We start from the raw sequence: 16,802 nt of genomic DNA on the forward strand, positions 1-16,802 counted from the left end.
TGCTGGAAAGCTTATAGATTCCATTTATTTTTTCATTTTGAGTAAGCGAAGGCTGTTTAAAATAACAAGTAGCGCTGCTCCTGTATCGCTTAAGACGGCAATCCACAGAGTAAGCCACCCTGGGAAGATAAAGGCTAAGGCAATGACTTTAACAATAATAGAAAACCAAATGTTTTGTTTGATAACAGCTAACGCTTTGCGACTTAGCTTCATTGTATGAGGAAGCTTTTCTAAATTGTCTGCCATCAGGACAATATCAGCTGTTTCCATGGCTGTATCAGTACCAGCACCGCCCATTGCAATGCCAAGATCAGCAGTAGCAAGGGCAGGGGCATCGTTAATTCCATCTCCAACCATAGCCGTTTGATACCCTTCATGTTGAAGCTGCTGTATGGCCTTTACTTTGTCTTCAGGCAGCAAATCAGCGAAATAGCGGTCTACCCGAGACTGAGAAGCAATCATTTTAGCTGTTCCTTCGTTATCACCGGTTAACATCACAATTTGCTGCATTCCGTTTTGCTTAAGGCTTTCTAAAGCAGATACGGTTGTATGTCTGATGGTATCAGCTACGCTAATAATGCCTAGAACACTTTTAGCTGTTCCGACAATAATAATCGTTTTACCTTCGTTTTGAAGCTTTTCAATCTGAGACCAGCAGTGTGTTAGAGGTGTTCCTAAATCTGAGAATAATTTTGCATTACCTGCATAATAAACCGTGTCTTGAATTGTTGCTTGCACGCCTTTTCCCGTAAGAATTTTAAAATTTGATCCTTGTAAAGAAACAACTTTTTTCTCCGCAGTATAATCCACGATAGCGCGGGCAATAGGGTGATTTGAATAATCTTCAAGCGTTTTGGTTATCGCTAAAAGCTGATTTTCTTCAGCAGCAAGGGAAACAACTTCTGAAACGGCTGGTTTGCCTTCTGTTAGCGTTCCTGTTTTATCAAAAGCAATCGCATTGATTGCACCGGCTTTTTCTAAAAACGTCCCGCCTTTAATGAGCACGCCATTTTTCGCCGCGTTTCCAATCGCAGATACAATGGCGACGGGAGTCGAAATGACTAGCGCGCATGGACAAGCGACAACTAATAATTCAAGCCCTTTGTAAAACCACTCGCTCCATGCACCATCAAACAGGGGAGGGATGACCATAATGAATAAAGCTAAAATAAAGACAATAGGTGTGTAAATGGTTGCAAATTTATCAACAAATGCTTGAGTCGGCGCTTTTTTCTCCTGTGCTTCTTCCACTAAATGAATGATTTTAGAAATGGTCGTATCTTCGACTAGCTTTGTTACTTTAATTTCTAACGATCCGCTTTCGTTAATCGTGCCGGCATAGACAGCATCGCCCATTACTTTATCAACGGGAATAGATTCACCTGTAATAGGAGCTTGGTTGATACTGGATTCCCCGTTTATAATTTCACCATCGAGCGGAATTCGGTCTCCTGGCTTTACGACAATCGTGCTGCCAATTGAAATATCTTCCGCAGCTTTTTTAATCAGCTGCCCGTTTTCCTTTACCCATGCTTCAGAAGGAGCTAAATCCATCAAACCTCGTATCGAGTTTCTTGTTTGTTCAATTGATCTTGTTTGCAGAGCTACACCTAAAGCAAACAGCCAAACGACCGTAGCGCCTTCAAGCCATTCACCAATAACAGCTGCTCCAAGTGCTGCAACGGTCATTAAAACATTCATGTCTAAAGAACGGCTTTTGATTCCGTAATAAGCACTTTTAGCCGGCTTATATCCACTAACAATCATAGCAATAGCGTACAGTACAGTTGTCATATAAGAAGCAATTCCTGTATGAGAACCGATAAAACCTAGTGCGATGAGAATACCTGAAAAAATAATCGGACCATTTTTGCCTTTATGGTGCCGAGATTCAGCGGGCTGCCTGCTGCTGGTCACTAAAGTAGCGGTATACCCAGCTTTAGATACTTCTTTAATAATGTCATCAGCTTCATTATCATGTTCAATTTGTGCTTTTCCCGTTGAAAAGTTAACGCGTACGTCTTTGACAGCAGGAACTGTTTTTAAATGATTCACAATCGTGTTTGCACAAGCTGCACAGTCCATTCCTTCAATCAAATACGTTTTCATTTTCTTATTTGATTGAATAGGCTCAATACTAAAGCCCAGTCTTTCCACTGAGTTTGGAATGAGTGACAGAGCTGATTCACTTGCCGCCGCCACTTGAAGCTTTCCTGTATTGTAGTTGATTGCTACGTGTTGAATATCGTTTAACGTTTTTAAACTTTTTTCAATCGTAGCAGCACAAGAAGGACAATCCATTCCATACACGCGGTATTCAGCCGTTTCTTCTATGTCACTGCCTGTTGCTATATCGTGATCACTGCAGCAAGAATGCTGGCTTTTATCGGTCGTTAACGCACTTGTATCTGAACAGCAGCTGTGACTGTGTGCGTGACTCTTTGTACTACAGGAAGAAGGTTCTTCAGTAGGTGCGGCTTCTGAAGAAGAGGAGCAGCAGGGGCTGTTCTCAATTTCTGATGAAGAAGGGCCGCTGCAGCAGCTTCCGGTATGGTGATGATGTTTTTTATCTTCGTGTTTCATTGTGTCCCACTCCCTATACGGTAAGAAAAACTTAAATGGTTACATCTTCTTTTTTAGCAAACATAATATCAATTACTTGTTTAATATGTGCATCCCTTAAAGAATAAAAAGCTAACTTTCCTTCTTTGCGATAATTGGCAATTCCTATATTTCGCAGCAGTCTTAAGTGATGAGAAGCAGTAGCAACCGTAGAGCCTACAATGTTGGCTACGTCACATACACATAATTCCTCACCTTTATAAAGGGCTAATACGATTTTCAGCCGCGTTTCATCTCCCAACGCTTTGAACATCGTAGAAATATCCTGAACAGCTTCAACATCGATAGAAGGCTTAATACGATTCACCTTTTCTTCGTTAAAACAATAAATATCACAGCGGTCTTTTGGCATGATTTCCTCCTTCATTCAAACATTCAAATGATTGTTTGTTTATAATATATGTCAATTTTAAAAAATGTTCAAACATTTATTGATTATACGGACTTTTTTTCTGAGCAAAACATAAATATAGAAAGAATAAATATGAAAAGTATGCCTATTAGTGTATGTACTGTGGACTAAATGGTGCGGACAAAAAGAGAATGACTTTACGTGTAGAACAAAACAAAAAGCCACCCCTATAGGTAGCCTTTCAATGACTTTTAAAAATGAGAGAAATAACCGAATACAGCGCAAATTATGTTCATTTGGTTATCGTTTTAATCGATTAAATAATAAATCTGCTGCATTATTTAACACCTTGTCCGATTCTTTTAATCGCTTGTCTGAGTTTTCTAAATAGGATTGAGCAGATAATACAACATCTAATGGATCCTTGACATTTTTCTTTTCGGTGCATACTAAATGACCTACATTATTTTTCCAATGAATCGTGCATTTAAAATTCACAAATGTATCATCGCTCGTTCTCAAACGCAAATGCCTGATGATGGGGTTAGATGAAGAGTGCTGTGACAGCATCCACATTGCTTGTTTCCGGTCGTCTTTATGAATAATGCTCCACAGACTGGAGACTGAAGAAAAATAAGAATGTGCTTGACTAGAAAAATGCAGGATTTTACCTTCTTGATTTAATTGAAAGTAAGGAACGGGGATCCATTTAAGTATGTTACTTTCCATCATGCACCTCTCCCAACTTAAGTAATCTCTTTTACCATATCACAATTACCTAATATTTGTATGATTTTTATCATTTTTCCCACTCTTTTCTCCATTTTAAGCTGTAAAAGCTACCGAATTATTCAGTTTACAACACTTGAAAAAAGAACGTGTGTTCGGTAAACTAAAAATTAAAGGAGCGAATTCTATGGAACGGCTACTTCAAGAAAGCTACTCTTCGAAACGACCTGTTGAAATTATTTATATGGATGATAAAGGATGTTTGACACAGCGATTTATCATTGTGTATAAAATTGATCCTCAGAGCGTAAAAGCTTGGTGCTTACTAAGGAACGAGAAACGAACGTTTAAAATAGAGAATATCCTTTCATGCGGATTCAGCAATAAAAGGAAAAGCAGTTTTAGGCAGAAAGCTCACTCAATTTAAGAGGGGCTTTTTCATATCATTTCCTCTTATGGCGTGTGAGTTATTTTCATACACTATATCCACCAGAAAGGGGAATGAACATGACATTAAACCAAGGAAAGAAAACTAAACATATTGCTAAATGGAGCAAGGACGGAGAAAATATGACAATGCAGGGTGAAAAAAAACAGCATGAAGCACAAAGTACCTCTTTGTCTCATAATAATTGTCGTGCAAACCTTGACGGAGATTAATCTAGAAAAGGAAAGCTTTCGTCTCCGAAGCTTTCCTTTTTTTTGTGTATATCGCATTTCTAAGTTAACTCGTATTTTCCTGAGCCAATCACAATATAGTCTTTCGCTTCACGTGTTCATACTATCCTATCTCGCATCCTTCGTTTTTAGAATCATTTTTCTGACGTTCTTGCAACACTGGGTCTACTATATTACTCATAAGCGAACCTCAGCCTTAACGGGAAAGAAAAGGGGAAATGAAGATAAAAATTCTGCGTTTCTTCATTATAATAAGAAAAAACGATCTGTTTACTAGTATTTAAATCTTTCGAAAAATCAAAATAAATAATGATTGATTTCGTCACTTTATTGTGGTTTCATAATAAAGTGTAAAAAGACCATTTTTCTTTCAGAGAGAAATGAGATAGAGTACTTCTGTGTTGATTCTTTCTTTTGAATATAGTATACATACAGGGGTATAGAAATTAATTGGGAGGAAAACATGGCGATATTATATATGAGCATAGGTATTTTACTTTTATTAATTTGTTACAGTTTTTATAAACGCTATGTGCCGGTGCAAGGAATAAAGAAAGTGACGACCGCCGACTGTGCTTCTACAACGATTTCGTATGTAGATGTTCGTCATTTTCATGAAATGAAACAAAACCCCTGTCAAAAAGCAATCCATATTCCGCTTCCTTATTTAGAGAGACAGCATGAGGAAATTCCATATAAAGAAGTGGTCGTAATTGTTCCTGACAGCATTTCCCGAAATTTAAGCATTCGGCAGCTAAAAAAACATGGATATCAGGTCAAAGGATACATGTGTGCGGAAAGATGTGTATAATAAAAAAACGGCAAATAAGCCTTAAACGACTTTGATATAGAAGGATATAATAGATAAGCTAAGCGATACTCATTTCAAAATGGGTATCTTTTTTTGCTTTAAGGATTAAGAAGGGGAGTGGAGATCGGTTTCTTTTGGTTCAACAGCTACTGAGTCTTTTAGCGTATTTTTATGACAAAAGGTTTGAAAAATCCCTTTTGTGGTAAAAAAAAACGTAGTTCTACTAGTGCATAGACAGGGGTTTAATAGGAAGTTATAATTTAGGCAATTACATAAAAGGGGAGTAAGCTAAGGAAGGTGAATAGATGTGCGAAAGATAAAGCGGTTGCTATTTCTGTTCATTTGTATAGCGGTTGTAATTGTTGCGTATGAGATGATTCGATATCCGATTGAAAACAATGCTGCAAGTGTGCAGCAGCATTTGCGAAATTGGGAGCATAAAGAAAGTATTGATGGTTCTGCAAGGATTACGCTGCAAGATTTTAAACGGGTTGATCACTCTAATACATACATAGCCTTATTCTCCATACCTGGTGATAAAGAAGGAATGGCCGTATTGAAGCAAGGATGGAACAAACGCCTGCGTATTGAAGTCAGTACCAAAATGAGCAATTTAGTGGATTATGATGATATCCATACAAATAAAGGTACATATGCGCTGTTTACAGGAACAAATAGAAGTAAACAAATTGAGCGCGTAAAGGCGGCTTTGGTGCACGATACATATACAATTGATGCCGCGGTTCCAAAAAGTGATTATTTTGTGCTGTATGAAAAAATACCGAGTCATATTAAACATCCGTTTCCAGCAACGACAACGCTGCTAGATAAAGCAGGGGATGATATCACGGTTAAAGAATTTATGGACCAAGAGCTGCGTGAATAACACGTGGCTTTTTTCTATAATAAAAAGCTTTTTAAAAAAATTCACGTTTTGTTCATATTTTCGAAAGAAAGAATTTTAAGCAAAAAAATCAAATATTTGCTACAAAACAAAGGGGAATTAACGGGCAAAATAAGTTTCATACAGGGCGTCACATTTTCTTTGAAAATTTGTCACAAAATATTCAATTATGTCGATGTGTATTGATATATCAATGTTGAAGCAAACATGCAAAGCTAATTTTGCAGTTATTCCTAAAGAAATAGTTAAGAAATGGGAGTTGAATCCTTTTATTTACATTTATTCATACCAAATTATGTGATAGAATATCGCAAGGTTGAAGCACTCTAACCCCATTGGTACAGTCACTATATTAGAATATTTTTAATATAAAAAAATAAAGCAAAAGGGACGAAAAAAATGTCATTTTGTATTACAATAGTAGTGGCCTACAAATAAGGGGGAAGAGAGTCTGTATAAAAATGTCGTTATCTAGCGAAAGATAGCGCATTTTGAATGTTCATCAATATAGGCTTCGCATCATGTGTTGTTAGAAAGGAGAGTTTTAAGTGAAACCAAAAAAAGGATTTTGGAAGCTAGTAGGTTTACTATCTGCGCTTTCACTAGTATTTTTGAGCGGTTGTTCAAAACTTGCTGTATTGAACCCGCAAGGTCCTGTTGCAAAAACGCAATCTGATTTAATCATTTGGTCTATGTGGATGATGTTGATCGTGGTTGTTGTCGTATTTGCTATTTTTATATTTGTTCTTGTCAAATATCGTGAAAAACCTGAAAACATGGACTATGAGCCACCTGAGCAAGAAGGTAACTTAAAGATGGAGGTTATTTGGACAGCATTCCCAATCATCATCTTAATTCTATTAGCAGTGCCAACTGTTAAAGCGATCTACTCTGCAGAAGAAGTACCGGCAGAATCAAAGGATAAAGATCCAATCGTGATTCACGTTACATCTGCAAACTGGAAATGGATTTTCAGTTATCCGGAACAAAATATCGAGACGGTTAACTACGTAAACATTCCAGCAGATACGCCAGTGAAATTTGAGTTAACGGCTCAAGGACCTATGAACTCATTCTGGGTACCAGAACTTGGCGGACAAAAATATTCGATGAACAATATGTCAATGCCATTATACTTAGAAGCTGATAAGCCTGGTTCTTATATGGGACGTAGTGCTAACTTCTCGGGTGAACATTTCACTCAAATGCAGTTCGAAGTTCAGGCTCAAACGGACAAAGACTTCAAAGAGTGGGTTAGTGACGTAAAAGGTACAGCTGGTAAATTGACTGAAAAGAAATATGATCAAATCCTAAGCCCAGGCGTTGTTGGTCGTCAAACTTACAACGGTACACATTTAAAATGGATTGACCATGCAAAAGATGTATACATTCCTGGCAAAGAGCTAGAACGTGGTACAGGACATGATCACAGCAAGATGAAAGAAGACGAAAAAACGAGTAATGAAGAAATGGAAAACATGGATCACTCAAATCATGAATAACATTCATTTATTACACTAAATAACGTAATGATTGGGGGAAGACATAATGAAGCTAGATGAATTTTTCGTCACTGGCGAACCTATGATTTACGCTGCTGACGCAGCAATCGCTATGACGGTCATCGGTATCGTTTTTGTCTTAACATATTTCAAGAAATGGAAATGGTTATGGACAGAATGGTTAACAACAGTTGACCATAAAAGACTCGGTGTCATGTACATCCTTTCAGCTGTATTAATGCTTTTCCGCGGCGGAATTGATGGAATCATGATGCGTATGCAGCTTGCATTCCCGGGTATGAACATTTTAGATGAACATCACTACAACGGAGTCTTCACGGCTCACGGTGTTATCATGATCTTATTCATGGCAATGCCATTTATTATCGGACTAATGAACGTAATCGTTCCATTACAAATTGGTGCGCGTGACGTAGCATATCCGTTCTTAAACGCAATCAGTTTCTGGACATTCTTTATGGGAGCAATGCTATTTAACCTTTCTTTCGTAATCGGAGGAGCTCCTGATGCAGGTTGGACAAGTTACTTCCCGCTTGCAGGTAAAGAATTCAGTGAGGGTATCGGAAATAACTTCTATGCCGTTTCACTACAGATTGCTGGTGCTGGTACATTAATGACTGGTATCAACTTCTTTGTAACAATTTTAAAAATGCGTGCCCCTGGCATGACAATGATGAAAATGCCAATGTTTACTTGGTCAATCTTCATCACATCAATTATTATCATTTTCGCGTTCCCTGTATTAACAGTAGCGCTTGCACTTATGACACTTGACCGTGTATTCGGAACAGCCTTCTTTACAATGGCTAACGGCGGTCTTCCAATGATGTGGGCTAACTTATTCTGGATTTGGGGTCACCCTGAAGTATATATCGTTATTTTACCGGTATTCGGTGTCTTCTCAGAAGTTATCAGTACACATTCTCGTAAGAACTTATTCGGTTATAAAGCAATGGTAGTATCAATGGTCGGTATCGCATTCTTAAGTTACCTTGTATGGGTGCATCACTTCTTTACAATGGGTAACTCACCGTCAGTTAACTCGTTCTTCTCAATCACAACGATGTTAATTGCAGTACCAACCGGAGTTAAAATCTTTAACTGGCTCTTTACAATGTATAAAGGCCGTATCAAATTTACGACTGCGATGCTTTGGTCATTAGCGTTTATTCCAAACTTCGTAATCGGTGGGGTAACAGGGGTTATGCTTGCGATGGCATCAGCCGATTATCAATATCATAACAGTTACTTCCTAATCGCTCACTTCCACTATGTATTAATCTCTGGTACAGTGTTTGGCTGTTTCGCAGGTTTATACTTCTGGTATCCGAAAATTTTCGGTCACACGTTGAACGAAAAATTAGGAAAAATTTCATTCTGGATTTTTGTTGTTGGATTTAACGTATGTTTCTTCCCACAATTCTTCCTAGGTTTAGACGGTATGACTCGTCGTATGCAAACTTATGCAGACAACCTTGGCTGGAACGGATTAAACTTAGTTTCAACAATCGGTGCATTCTTAATGGGTCTTGGCTTCTTCGTATTAGTAGTTAACTTATTATACAGTGCATGGAAAAACAAACGCGACACTGCAAACGATCCTTGGGATGGTCGTACACTTGAGTGGTGGACTAAATCACCAGTTCAAGCTTACAACTTTGCAGTAATTCCTCATGTGAAAGAAATGGATGCATTCTGGCACATGAAAAAACGTAATGAAACAGAAATTAAAGCAGAAGACTTAAAACCAATTCACTTACCAAGCAACTCTGGTGTGCCGTTTATCTCAGGTATTTTCTGGTTTATCGGTGGATTTGGCTTAGTATTTGAATGGATTCCAATGGCAATCGTTGGATTAGCAGGTATTTTTGCTTGTATGCTTGCTCGTTCATTTGATTATGATCCGGGCTTCTATGTAAAAGTAGATGAAATCAAGAAGGTTGAAGGAATTACAGGGGGTGACAAATAATGGCAGGACATTTAGATAAATCATTGCCGTTAGAATACCAAGAAGAACAAAGTCGCCTGAATATCCTTGGATTCTGGATTTTCTTAGGTGCCGAGATCGCGTTGTTCTCTACGCTGTTCGTAACGTACTTAACGTACCATACACGTACAGCGGGTGGCCCTACTGCAGAAGAACTGTTCGTTGTTAAAGATTTTATGATCGAAACGCTGTTACTACTATTCAGTAGTTTCACGATGGGAATTGCCATCTTTAAAATGCGTAATAATGATTTAAAAGGACTTTTAGTTTGGTTTGTTATTACACTTGTTCTTGGTGGAGGATTCCTTTTCTACGAAATTCGTGAGTTTTACATGTACGCAGTTCACGAAGGTGCAACAATGCAAACAAGTGCCTTCTTATCAGGGTTCTTTACACTACTTGGAACGCACGGTCTTCACGTAACAGTCGGTGTATTCTGGGCAATCAGTATTATTATTCAATTAGTAAGACGAGGATTAACACCAGTTACTGCTCGTAAAGTATTTATTATCGGTTTATACTGGCATTTCCTTGATGTTGTATGGATCTTCATCTTCACGCTTGTATACTTGAACGGATTGGTGGGATAAGACATGGAAAATAAACAAGGCCAAAAAGCAGGTTTTCCGCTTAGTCATGTATTTGGGCTTATCCTTTCACTAGCCTTAACATTCGCAGCGCTTGGTTTAGTAGTGCTAGCTGATCTATCAAGAAGCATTACGATGACTCTTATCATGATCCTAGCGTTATTACAAGCAGCAATGCAGCTAGTAATGTTCATGCACATGACTGAAAGTGAAAATGGTAAAGTACAGGTTGCAAATATTCTTTACAGTTTCTTTATTGCACTTTGTATCGTTGTTGGTACACTGTGGATTCTTGCAGCTCACTTTAACCATTAAAAATAAAACCACTTACTTCGGTAAGTGGTTTATTTTTTTTCATTCAGTTTATATTTCAACGTTTGATATTCTCCCGTAGCCACTTTTTTTACTACTTTTCCTTTATCATCTCTATAAACATTTACTTGTTCGTATACTTCAATTCGGTATCCGCCTCTTTTTTCTGTTTTAACATGAACTTCTTTGACCGACATATTTAATTGTTCCGCAGCGTCTTCATCAGCAGAAGTTTCAACAGCTCCTCCATCAAGTGAAAGGTGAGATAAGCTGTCAAACGACTGCTGGGAATTGTTATCAACATAGCTTGTCACGACTAAAATGCCGGCAAAAAACAATACTAAAAAAAGCGTCCGGACTTTTATCTTCATCTTAAAACACCCCCGTAAACTGACAAACAAGCACGACTGCACCTAATATCCAAACGTAAATCGCAAACGTTTTTAACGAATGATGCTTTAAATAATTGATCATCCATTTTACCGCTACATAACCGAATAAAGCAGATGAAAGGGTAGCGACGAATAAAAAGAAAACGGAGAGCTGCTCGACTTCACCTGTGACTACATCTTTTAACTGAAGTAACACTGCTCCGCAAATGGCCGGAGTCGACAATAAAAAGGAAAAATAAGCGGCTGTTTCACGGTCTAATTTTCGCATTAACGCAGCTACCATCGTTAAGCCAGACCTGGATACAGCAGGGAATATCGCAGCTGCTTGAAACGAGCCGATAAAAAAAGCATCTCCGTATGAAATATGATCCATTTTTTTATAGCCATTTTTTACGGAATCACCAAACCATAACAGCAGTCCCGTCGCAAGAAATTCCCAGCCGATCGTTAAGCCTGATTTAGAAATGCTGTCAAAATAGTCTTTAAACAAAAGACCAATCGCAACTGCAGGGATCGTTCCTATCACTAAAAGCCCTGTAAGCTTGCTAAACGGATGCCGAATAATATGCCATAGCTCACGCTTATAAAAGACAAACACAGCAAGCAGAGTGCCCATGTGCAGCATCGTATCTAAATACAATCCTGCATCGTCTAAGCCAAATAAGTGGCGCCCTAAATACAAATGCCCCGTGCTGCTTATCGGTAAAAACTCTGTAAGCCCCTGAATGATTCCCAAAATAAATGCTTCAAACCACGACATCTTATCACCTCATACAGCGTGTCCTTATTAGTAGTGTATAGAGGAAGTTCTGAGAACATGACAAAAACATGGAAGTATAGGCATTCATTTAGTGAAATAAATACGTAAAAATAGGTCATAGTATAAGAAGAGACGACCATTCTTATCTCCATCTCATCCACTATGGAAAGAGGTGCTTAAAATGATACGAAAATGGGTTGCTGTATGCGTCGTATTCGCTGCTTTTATTTTTCCACAAGCAGTAAGTGCTGAACAGCCAAAAGTAGAGGTGTTTCAAATTGAAACGGGCAGAGTCGTTCGTTCAACGCCCAAACCTCCAAATGTTCAAAAAGAAGCCGAAAAAAGTATTGCGTCCATTACTGGTTTATATAAAAAGGCAAGTCCGCTTCCTAAAAAAGGCTATCTTGTTAAAGTACCTCTTGATCCAGCCGTGAAAATTGAAAATAGTGCGGTCAACACGCTGGCAAGTGAAGTTATTTTTGTTCTTGAACCGAACCAAAAACCAATCATGATGGTATTTGACAATGAAAATAGAACCTATTTTTTTGAATTTACTCATGATTTAACTCTTCTCAGAAAAGCATTACAGCTATAAGTCATCGAAATGATGGCTTTTTTTTACATAGACAGTTGACAGTTTATTATGATAAATGTAATATATTTAGAAAAGTCAGAAATAATAAGGGGGAGAATTATGTGATAGCTCTACGACCGTTCTCCAAAAAAGACTTTAAACAGCTAATGGATTGGATTCCCTCCGAGTCATTTATGGTGCAATGGAGCGGCTCTAGCTTTTCTTTTCCGCTTACTCCTAGACAGTTAAAACACTACATTCGATATGCAAATGAAGATGGTGCCTCTACCTATGCTTTTTCTGTCATAGATGACAATGAACAGCTTATTGGGCATATTTCCCTGGCTCATATTGATTATTATCATAAAACAGGAAGAATTGGCCGAGTGCTGCTTGGTGAAAAGTATAGAGGAAAAGGGTTTTGCGCGCACATGTTTGAAAAAGTGTTAGCTTTCGGTTTTGAAGAACTGGGCCTTCACCGAATTTCGCTCGGCGTCTTTGATTTTAACGAGCGGGCGATTCAGTCTTATGAACGAATTGGCTTTACACGCGAAGGCCTTCTTCGAGATGTCCGGCTTGTAGATGGACAGTACTGGAGCTTAATTGAAATGAGTATGCTAGAAAGTGAATGGGCACAGCGTGATGTGCATCAAAAATCAAGCTAACATCTACTAGTGAAAAGCCAGCTTCCCAACAAGCGGGCTTTTTTGACGTGTGCTTAAATTTCCTCAAGAAGGTATAAATTTTCATTCATTAAGGCATATAGAGAGTAAGTGATGTGTAAAGGAGGCCGTATGAATGAAAAAATACAAAGTAGGCGTCTTAGCGGCATGTATGTTGCTTTTAGGAACCGCTGGGTTTGGAATTGTCTATCAGCATCAAACATCTGCTAAAGAGCAGCCTCATTCGTTTAATGTACTCGTTATGGGCGTAGATGAAAGGCCAGGCGATACGGGCCGCTCAGATGTATTAATGGTGGTCAATTTAGATAAAAGCCATAATAAAGCAAAGGTTATGCCGATCCCTAGAGATACGCGCGTGCACATTGATGGAAAAGGGACGGATGAGAAAATTAACCATGCTTATCGATACGGAGGCATTCCTTTAACCGTGCGCACGGTTGAGAATTTTTTAAATATTGACGTTGACTACTATGTGAAAGTAAATATGGAGGGGTTCAAAGATGTAGTCGATGAACTTGGCGGCGTGAACGTGAATAACCCGTTTCCTTTTGTCTTTGATTCATTTATCTTTCCTGAAGGAGAAAATGCGTTGAACGGTGAAAAAGCTCTTGCCTATGTACGGATGAGACATGAAGACCCAAAAGGTGATTTAGGAAGAAACAATCGCCAGCGTCAAGTGGTGGAAGCTCTATTAGATAAAGGAATGAACATGTCAACGGTGAAAAATATCCCAAGTCTTCTCACGCTCGCAAAAAAGCATATCCAAACGAATATTGATGTCAGCGATGCATTTACGATGTATAACGTCATTAAGAATGGACGGCCTGATTTCGAAACGGTAACGGTAAAAGGAGAAGGACAAATGGTAGATGGTACATGGTATTATGTTGTAAAACCATCTGAAAAAAAGCAGCTGAGCGCTATGTTTCAACAAACCCATTAATAAAAAAGAGGGCTGAATTTTTTCAGCCCTCTTTTTATTCACCAATTTCTTCTTGACGCTGCAAGCAGGAAATTTGTTTTTTCTCTGGATGGACACCAAATGTATAGCCCCACGTTTGCAATTTATCTAGAATGATTTCGTCTTTTTTAAAGCCAAAGATCATCACTACATCTTGGTTTTCATCTAAAAGCAAATACTTTTCATCTTTGCGCCACATCGTTAAGTTTGACGCATAGAAAAGATTCCAGCCGTTATTCATGCGATGGCCGGTTGCTTGGTTTTTATAGTTGACAATCATATTTCTTCCTCCATTAGTGAATCTTTCTAAAAGTAAAACTTCAAAGAATATTATAAACGTTCTCTTCCTAGAAATCTATTATTTATCCTATTGAGGGGACCTCGCCGTGATGTTTATAAAATACATGTGATAAAAGATTTAGTATATAAGGATATATCTGTATAAAACAACAGTCAATAAGTAAGAAAACGGAGAAAAAAAAGGGTCTAAAAGCGTATATAATTGAAAAAAATATAAGTTATCTAGCTTTAAAGACTTAAAAACACGCTTTTCAGACCATGGACATGCTTTTTCGAATTTCTACCTACAAGAAAGAAGGCAGAGGTGCGAAATGTGTAGATGAATCTAAATGAGTTTACGGTAAACATGGAGCCCCAAAACGTGGTACACGCTAGAAAAGGGGGAAATTCAACGATGTCCAAAAAAGCGCTATGGATTAAAAATGCTTCGCAAGTTGTAACGGCCAAAGAAAATAAAGGTCCTTTAGCTGGAAAAGAAATGAGAAACTTGACGGTGATTGAAAATGGCTCAGTCTGGATAGAAGGAGATCAAATTGTGACCGTAGGTACAACAAAAGAGCTAGAACAAAAATATGAAAGGGAAAGGAATGACGCAACCATTATTGATGCTTCTCATAAAATTGTGACTCCGGGTCTGATTGATCCTCATACACACGCTGTGTACGCTGGCTCTCGTGAAGAAGAATTTTATAGGCGATTTGAAAGACCAACTTCTTACTTGGATTTATTAGAAGAAGGTGGAGGTATTCACTCCACTGTCGTTCAAACACAGGAAGAATATGCGTACCGGATTTATCAGCAGAGCTATGAGCGTCTTACGTCTTTTCTAGCTCACGGAGTCACGACTGTAGAAGTCAAAAGCGGGTACGGCTTAGAACTAGAAACAGAACTGAAGCAGCTGCAAATCGCTAAAATGCTGAATGATACACACCCAGTTGATGTCATAAGCACCTTCTTAGGAGCACACGTCGTACCTTTAGCATATAAAAGAGATACGCAGAAATACGTCAATTTACTTATTCACGAAATGATTCCTCAAATTTCTTCTTATAAGCTCGCAGCATTTAATGATGCTGTATGTCTTCCAAATGCTTTTTCATTCCAACAATGTCAAGAAATACTCGAAGCCGGGAAAAGCCATGGCATGCTTCCTAAAATACATGCCGACCCCTTTGAATACTGCAGAGGAGCAGAGCTCGCAGCAGAGGTAGGAGCGATATCAGCAGATTATCTTTTGTATGCTTCTGATGAAGGGTTAAAGAAACTGGCTGAAAAACGGATCGTAGCCACACTTTTACCGGGGAATTCCTTATTTGTTGGAATGAAATGGCCAGATGCTAGAAAAATGATCGATTTAGGCGTTCCAGTTACTCTTTCTACAGACTGCAATCCAGGTTCATCTCCAACGACTTCACAGCAATTTGTGATGAATCTGGCATGTATGAATATGAACATGAGTCCTGAAGAAGTGCTTGTAGCCACAACTATTAACGCAGCTCATGCTATTAATCAAGGAGATAAGATTGGGAGTATTGAAGCCGGAAAACAAGCTGACTTAGCGATTTTTAATGTCTCTAGTTATCGAACCCTTCAATATCAGTATGGCTTGAATCATATTGATAGCGTAGTGAAAAAAGGAGAAGTAGTTGTAGAAAACGGTAAAGTTTTGTAAAACAAGTTTATAGAAAAAGAGAAAAGGGTAAAGAATAGAGAATTTGTCACACATGCAAAGGCAGGGAATTTAGATATGATTACAAAACAAAATGTTATTCCATTACTAAAAGAAGCTTGCCCATCTTTTGAGCCAAGCGAAGAAATCAACTTCAACGATAAAGAAGAGCTGCAGCATGAATTAAGCCGAGTAGCGGGTCATTTGATCTCTCTTGAATATAACGGCCAGCTCGAACGTGAACCGGATGTGTTTGAAGCGATTGAACAGCTGTATATAGAAGGTGAATCTGATGTGAAAGAAGCTGTTACAACGGGACTCTTTCAAGCAATGCATGAAATGATTATAGATCAGCAAATTAGTCCAGAAGAAATTGGAATGCTATTAAAACCTCACTCACTGAAGTGGTGGAAAACGATTGACCACTTTAGCGAAAATAGTGCGGAACAGTAAGGAAAAAGAACGTCATGGAAACATGATGTCCGTGACGTTCTTTTCTTTTACTGTTCTTTTTTCAGCTGGCGCTCTAAAATAAAAGGACCAAACGGAATAACCGACATAAGAAATGCAAATAAAGAGCGGCCGATTGACCATTTATGAGCGAATTTTACATGAACGACTGCAAGAGCATACAGCACAAAAAGTGCACCGTGTGCTGCGCCTACAACTGATACAGCTTCGGGTATGCCTGCTGCATATTTTAGCGGCATAGCAATGCCCAGCAGCAGTAAAAATGAAATTCCTTCTAAAATTCCTACTAAGCGCAGGCGACCGATTGGTGATGTAAGAACCATGTTTTCTCCTCCCGTAACGACGGAATAAATTTCTGTATCGATGACAAAAATGTACCATAGCAAGCTCTTCATATACAAGCATCATTTGTATCTGTCACAAAAAAGTCGAAAACGCTTTAATTTGCGCTATAGAAGTGTTGTGTTTAAAAAACTGACATACTCTT

General features: G+C 38.5%; 19 protein-coding genes. 12 read left to right on the forward strand and 7 right to left on the reverse strand.

Annotation, left to right across the window (positions count from 1 at the left end):
• Window positions 1-24: 24 nt before the first annotated feature.
• From ACXAE4_RS11875 to ACXAE4_RS11885, 3 genes are all read right to left on the reverse strand, one after another.
• Window positions 25-2,583 carry a heavy metal translocating P-type ATPase gene (locus ACXAE4_RS11875; RefSeq protein WP_098113276.1) on the reverse strand — a complete coding sequence of 853 codons (2,559 nt, stop codon included), beginning with the start codon at window positions 2,581-2,583 and terminating at the stop codon, window positions 25-27.
• Window positions 2,584-2,614: 31 nt separating this feature from the next.
• The gene (locus ACXAE4_RS11880; protein ID WP_028414427.1) at window positions 2,615-2,974 is read right to left on the reverse strand and encodes an ArsR/SmtB family transcription factor; all 360 of its coding nucleotides are present in this window, start codon (window positions 2,972-2,974) and stop codon (window positions 2,615-2,617) included.
• Window positions 2,975-3,274: 300 nt separating this feature from the next.
• Window positions 3,275-3,703 carry a PAS domain-containing protein gene (locus ACXAE4_RS11885; protein ID WP_223546161.1) on the reverse strand — a complete coding sequence of 143 codons (429 nt, stop codon included), beginning with the start codon at window positions 3,701-3,703 and terminating at the stop codon, window positions 3,275-3,277.
• A 507-nt stretch (window positions 3,704-4,210) separates the two neighbouring features.
• On the opposite strand from ACXAE4_RS11885, the gene ACXAE4_RS11890 reads away from it, so the two are divergent.
• From ACXAE4_RS11890 to qoxD, 7 genes are all read left to right on the forward strand, one after another.
• Complete coding sequence (locus tag ACXAE4_RS11890) at window positions 4,211-4,363, forward strand: hypothetical protein (protein ID WP_289578017.1); 153 nt, start codon at window positions 4,211-4,213, stop codon at window positions 4,361-4,363.
• 481 nt (window positions 4,364-4,844) lie between these two features.
• Window positions 4,845-5,192: a rhodanese-like domain-containing protein gene (locus tag ACXAE4_RS11895; RefSeq protein WP_028409228.1), complete on the forward strand. Its 348-nt coding sequence runs from the start codon at window positions 4,845-4,847 to the stop codon at window positions 5,190-5,192.
• Between the two features lie 307 nt (window positions 5,193-5,499).
• Entirely contained in the window at window positions 5,500-6,078 is a 579-nt protein-coding gene (locus ACXAE4_RS11900; protein ID WP_013057828.1) for a hypothetical protein, read from the forward strand.
• Between the two features lie 566 nt (window positions 6,079-6,644).
• Window positions 6,645-7,598, forward strand: coding sequence for a cytochrome aa3 quinol oxidase subunit II (gene qoxA / locus ACXAE4_RS11905; RefSeq protein WP_013057827.1), 954 nt, complete (start codon window positions 6,645-6,647; stop codon window positions 7,596-7,598).
• 46 nt (window positions 7,599-7,644) lie between these two features.
• Window positions 7,645-9,588, forward strand: a complete 1,944-nt coding sequence (gene qoxB / locus ACXAE4_RS11910; RefSeq protein ID WP_013083896.1) for a cytochrome aa3 quinol oxidase subunit I — start codon at window positions 7,645-7,647, stop codon at window positions 9,586-9,588.
• Window positions 9,588-10,196 (forward strand): cytochrome aa3 quinol oxidase subunit III, encoded by a 609-nt coding sequence (gene qoxC, locus ACXAE4_RS11915; RefSeq protein WP_013057825.1) that lies wholly within the window; start codon window positions 9,588-9,590, stop codon window positions 10,194-10,196. The genes qoxB and qoxC overlap by 1 nt, the downstream gene beginning before the upstream one ends.
• Before the next feature lie 3 nt (window positions 10,197-10,199).
• Entirely contained in the window at window positions 10,200-10,508 is a 309-nt protein-coding gene (gene qoxD, locus ACXAE4_RS11920; RefSeq protein ID WP_013057824.1) for a cytochrome aa3 quinol oxidase subunit IV, read from the forward strand.
• A gap of 29 nt (window positions 10,509-10,537) precedes the next feature.
• On the opposite strand, the gene ACXAE4_RS11925 is transcribed toward qoxD, so the two are convergent.
• Both ACXAE4_RS11925 and ACXAE4_RS11930 read right to left on the reverse strand, forming a co-directional pair.
• The gene (locus ACXAE4_RS11925) at window positions 10,538-10,876 is read right to left on the reverse strand and encodes a hypothetical protein (RefSeq protein ID WP_028414424.1); all 339 of its coding nucleotides are present in this window, start codon (window positions 10,874-10,876) and stop codon (window positions 10,538-10,540) included.
• Between the two features lies 1 nt (window position 10,877).
• Window positions 10,878-11,657, reverse strand: a complete 780-nt coding sequence (locus ACXAE4_RS11930; protein ID WP_025751115.1) for an undecaprenyl-diphosphate phosphatase — start codon at window positions 11,655-11,657, stop codon at window positions 10,878-10,880.
• Between the two features lie 181 nt (window positions 11,658-11,838).
• Between ACXAE4_RS11930 and ACXAE4_RS11935 the strand changes: the two genes are divergently transcribed.
• From ACXAE4_RS11935 to ACXAE4_RS11945, 3 genes are all read left to right on the forward strand, one after another.
• Complete coding sequence (locus ACXAE4_RS11935; protein ID WP_033580565.1) at window positions 11,839-12,252, forward strand: hypothetical protein; 414 nt, start codon at window positions 11,839-11,841, stop codon at window positions 12,250-12,252.
• 101 nt (window positions 12,253-12,353) lie between these two features.
• Complete coding sequence (locus ACXAE4_RS11940) at window positions 12,354-12,896, forward strand: GNAT family N-acetyltransferase (RefSeq protein ID WP_028414422.1); 543 nt, start codon at window positions 12,354-12,356, stop codon at window positions 12,894-12,896.
• A 133-nt stretch (window positions 12,897-13,029) separates the two neighbouring features.
• Window positions 13,030-13,857, forward strand: a complete 828-nt coding sequence (locus ACXAE4_RS11945) for an LCP family protein (RefSeq protein WP_028414421.1) — start codon at window positions 13,030-13,032, stop codon at window positions 13,855-13,857.
• Between the two features lie 34 nt (window positions 13,858-13,891).
• Here the strand turns inward: ACXAE4_RS11945 and ACXAE4_RS11950 are convergent, their stop codons facing one another.
• Entirely contained in the window at window positions 13,892-14,155 is a 264-nt protein-coding gene (locus ACXAE4_RS11950; RefSeq protein ID WP_013057818.1) for a hypothetical protein, read from the reverse strand.
• Window positions 14,156-14,569: 414 nt separating this feature from the next.
• Here ACXAE4_RS11950 and hutI point away from each other — a divergent pair, with 414 nt between their 5' ends.
• Window positions 14,570-15,847 carry an imidazolonepropionase gene (gene hutI, locus ACXAE4_RS11955; RefSeq protein WP_028414420.1) on the forward strand — a complete coding sequence of 426 codons (1,278 nt, stop codon included), beginning with the start codon at window positions 14,570-14,572 and terminating at the stop codon, window positions 15,845-15,847.
• A 75-nt stretch (window positions 15,848-15,922) separates the two neighbouring features.
• Window positions 15,923-16,297 (forward strand): DUF7674 family protein, encoded by a 375-nt coding sequence (locus tag ACXAE4_RS11960; protein ID WP_028414419.1) that lies wholly within the window; start codon window positions 15,923-15,925, stop codon window positions 16,295-16,297.
• Window positions 16,298-16,344: 47 nt separating this feature from the next.
• On the opposite strand, the gene ACXAE4_RS11965 is transcribed toward ACXAE4_RS11960, so the two are convergent.
• Window positions 16,345-16,638 carry a DUF3817 domain-containing protein gene (locus ACXAE4_RS11965; RefSeq protein ID WP_013083888.1) on the reverse strand — a complete coding sequence of 98 codons (294 nt, stop codon included), beginning with the start codon at window positions 16,636-16,638 and terminating at the stop codon, window positions 16,345-16,347.
• Window positions 16,639-16,802: the final 164 nt, after the last annotated feature.

This window comes from Priestia sp. ABM2_011 (genome assembly GCF_056158845.1).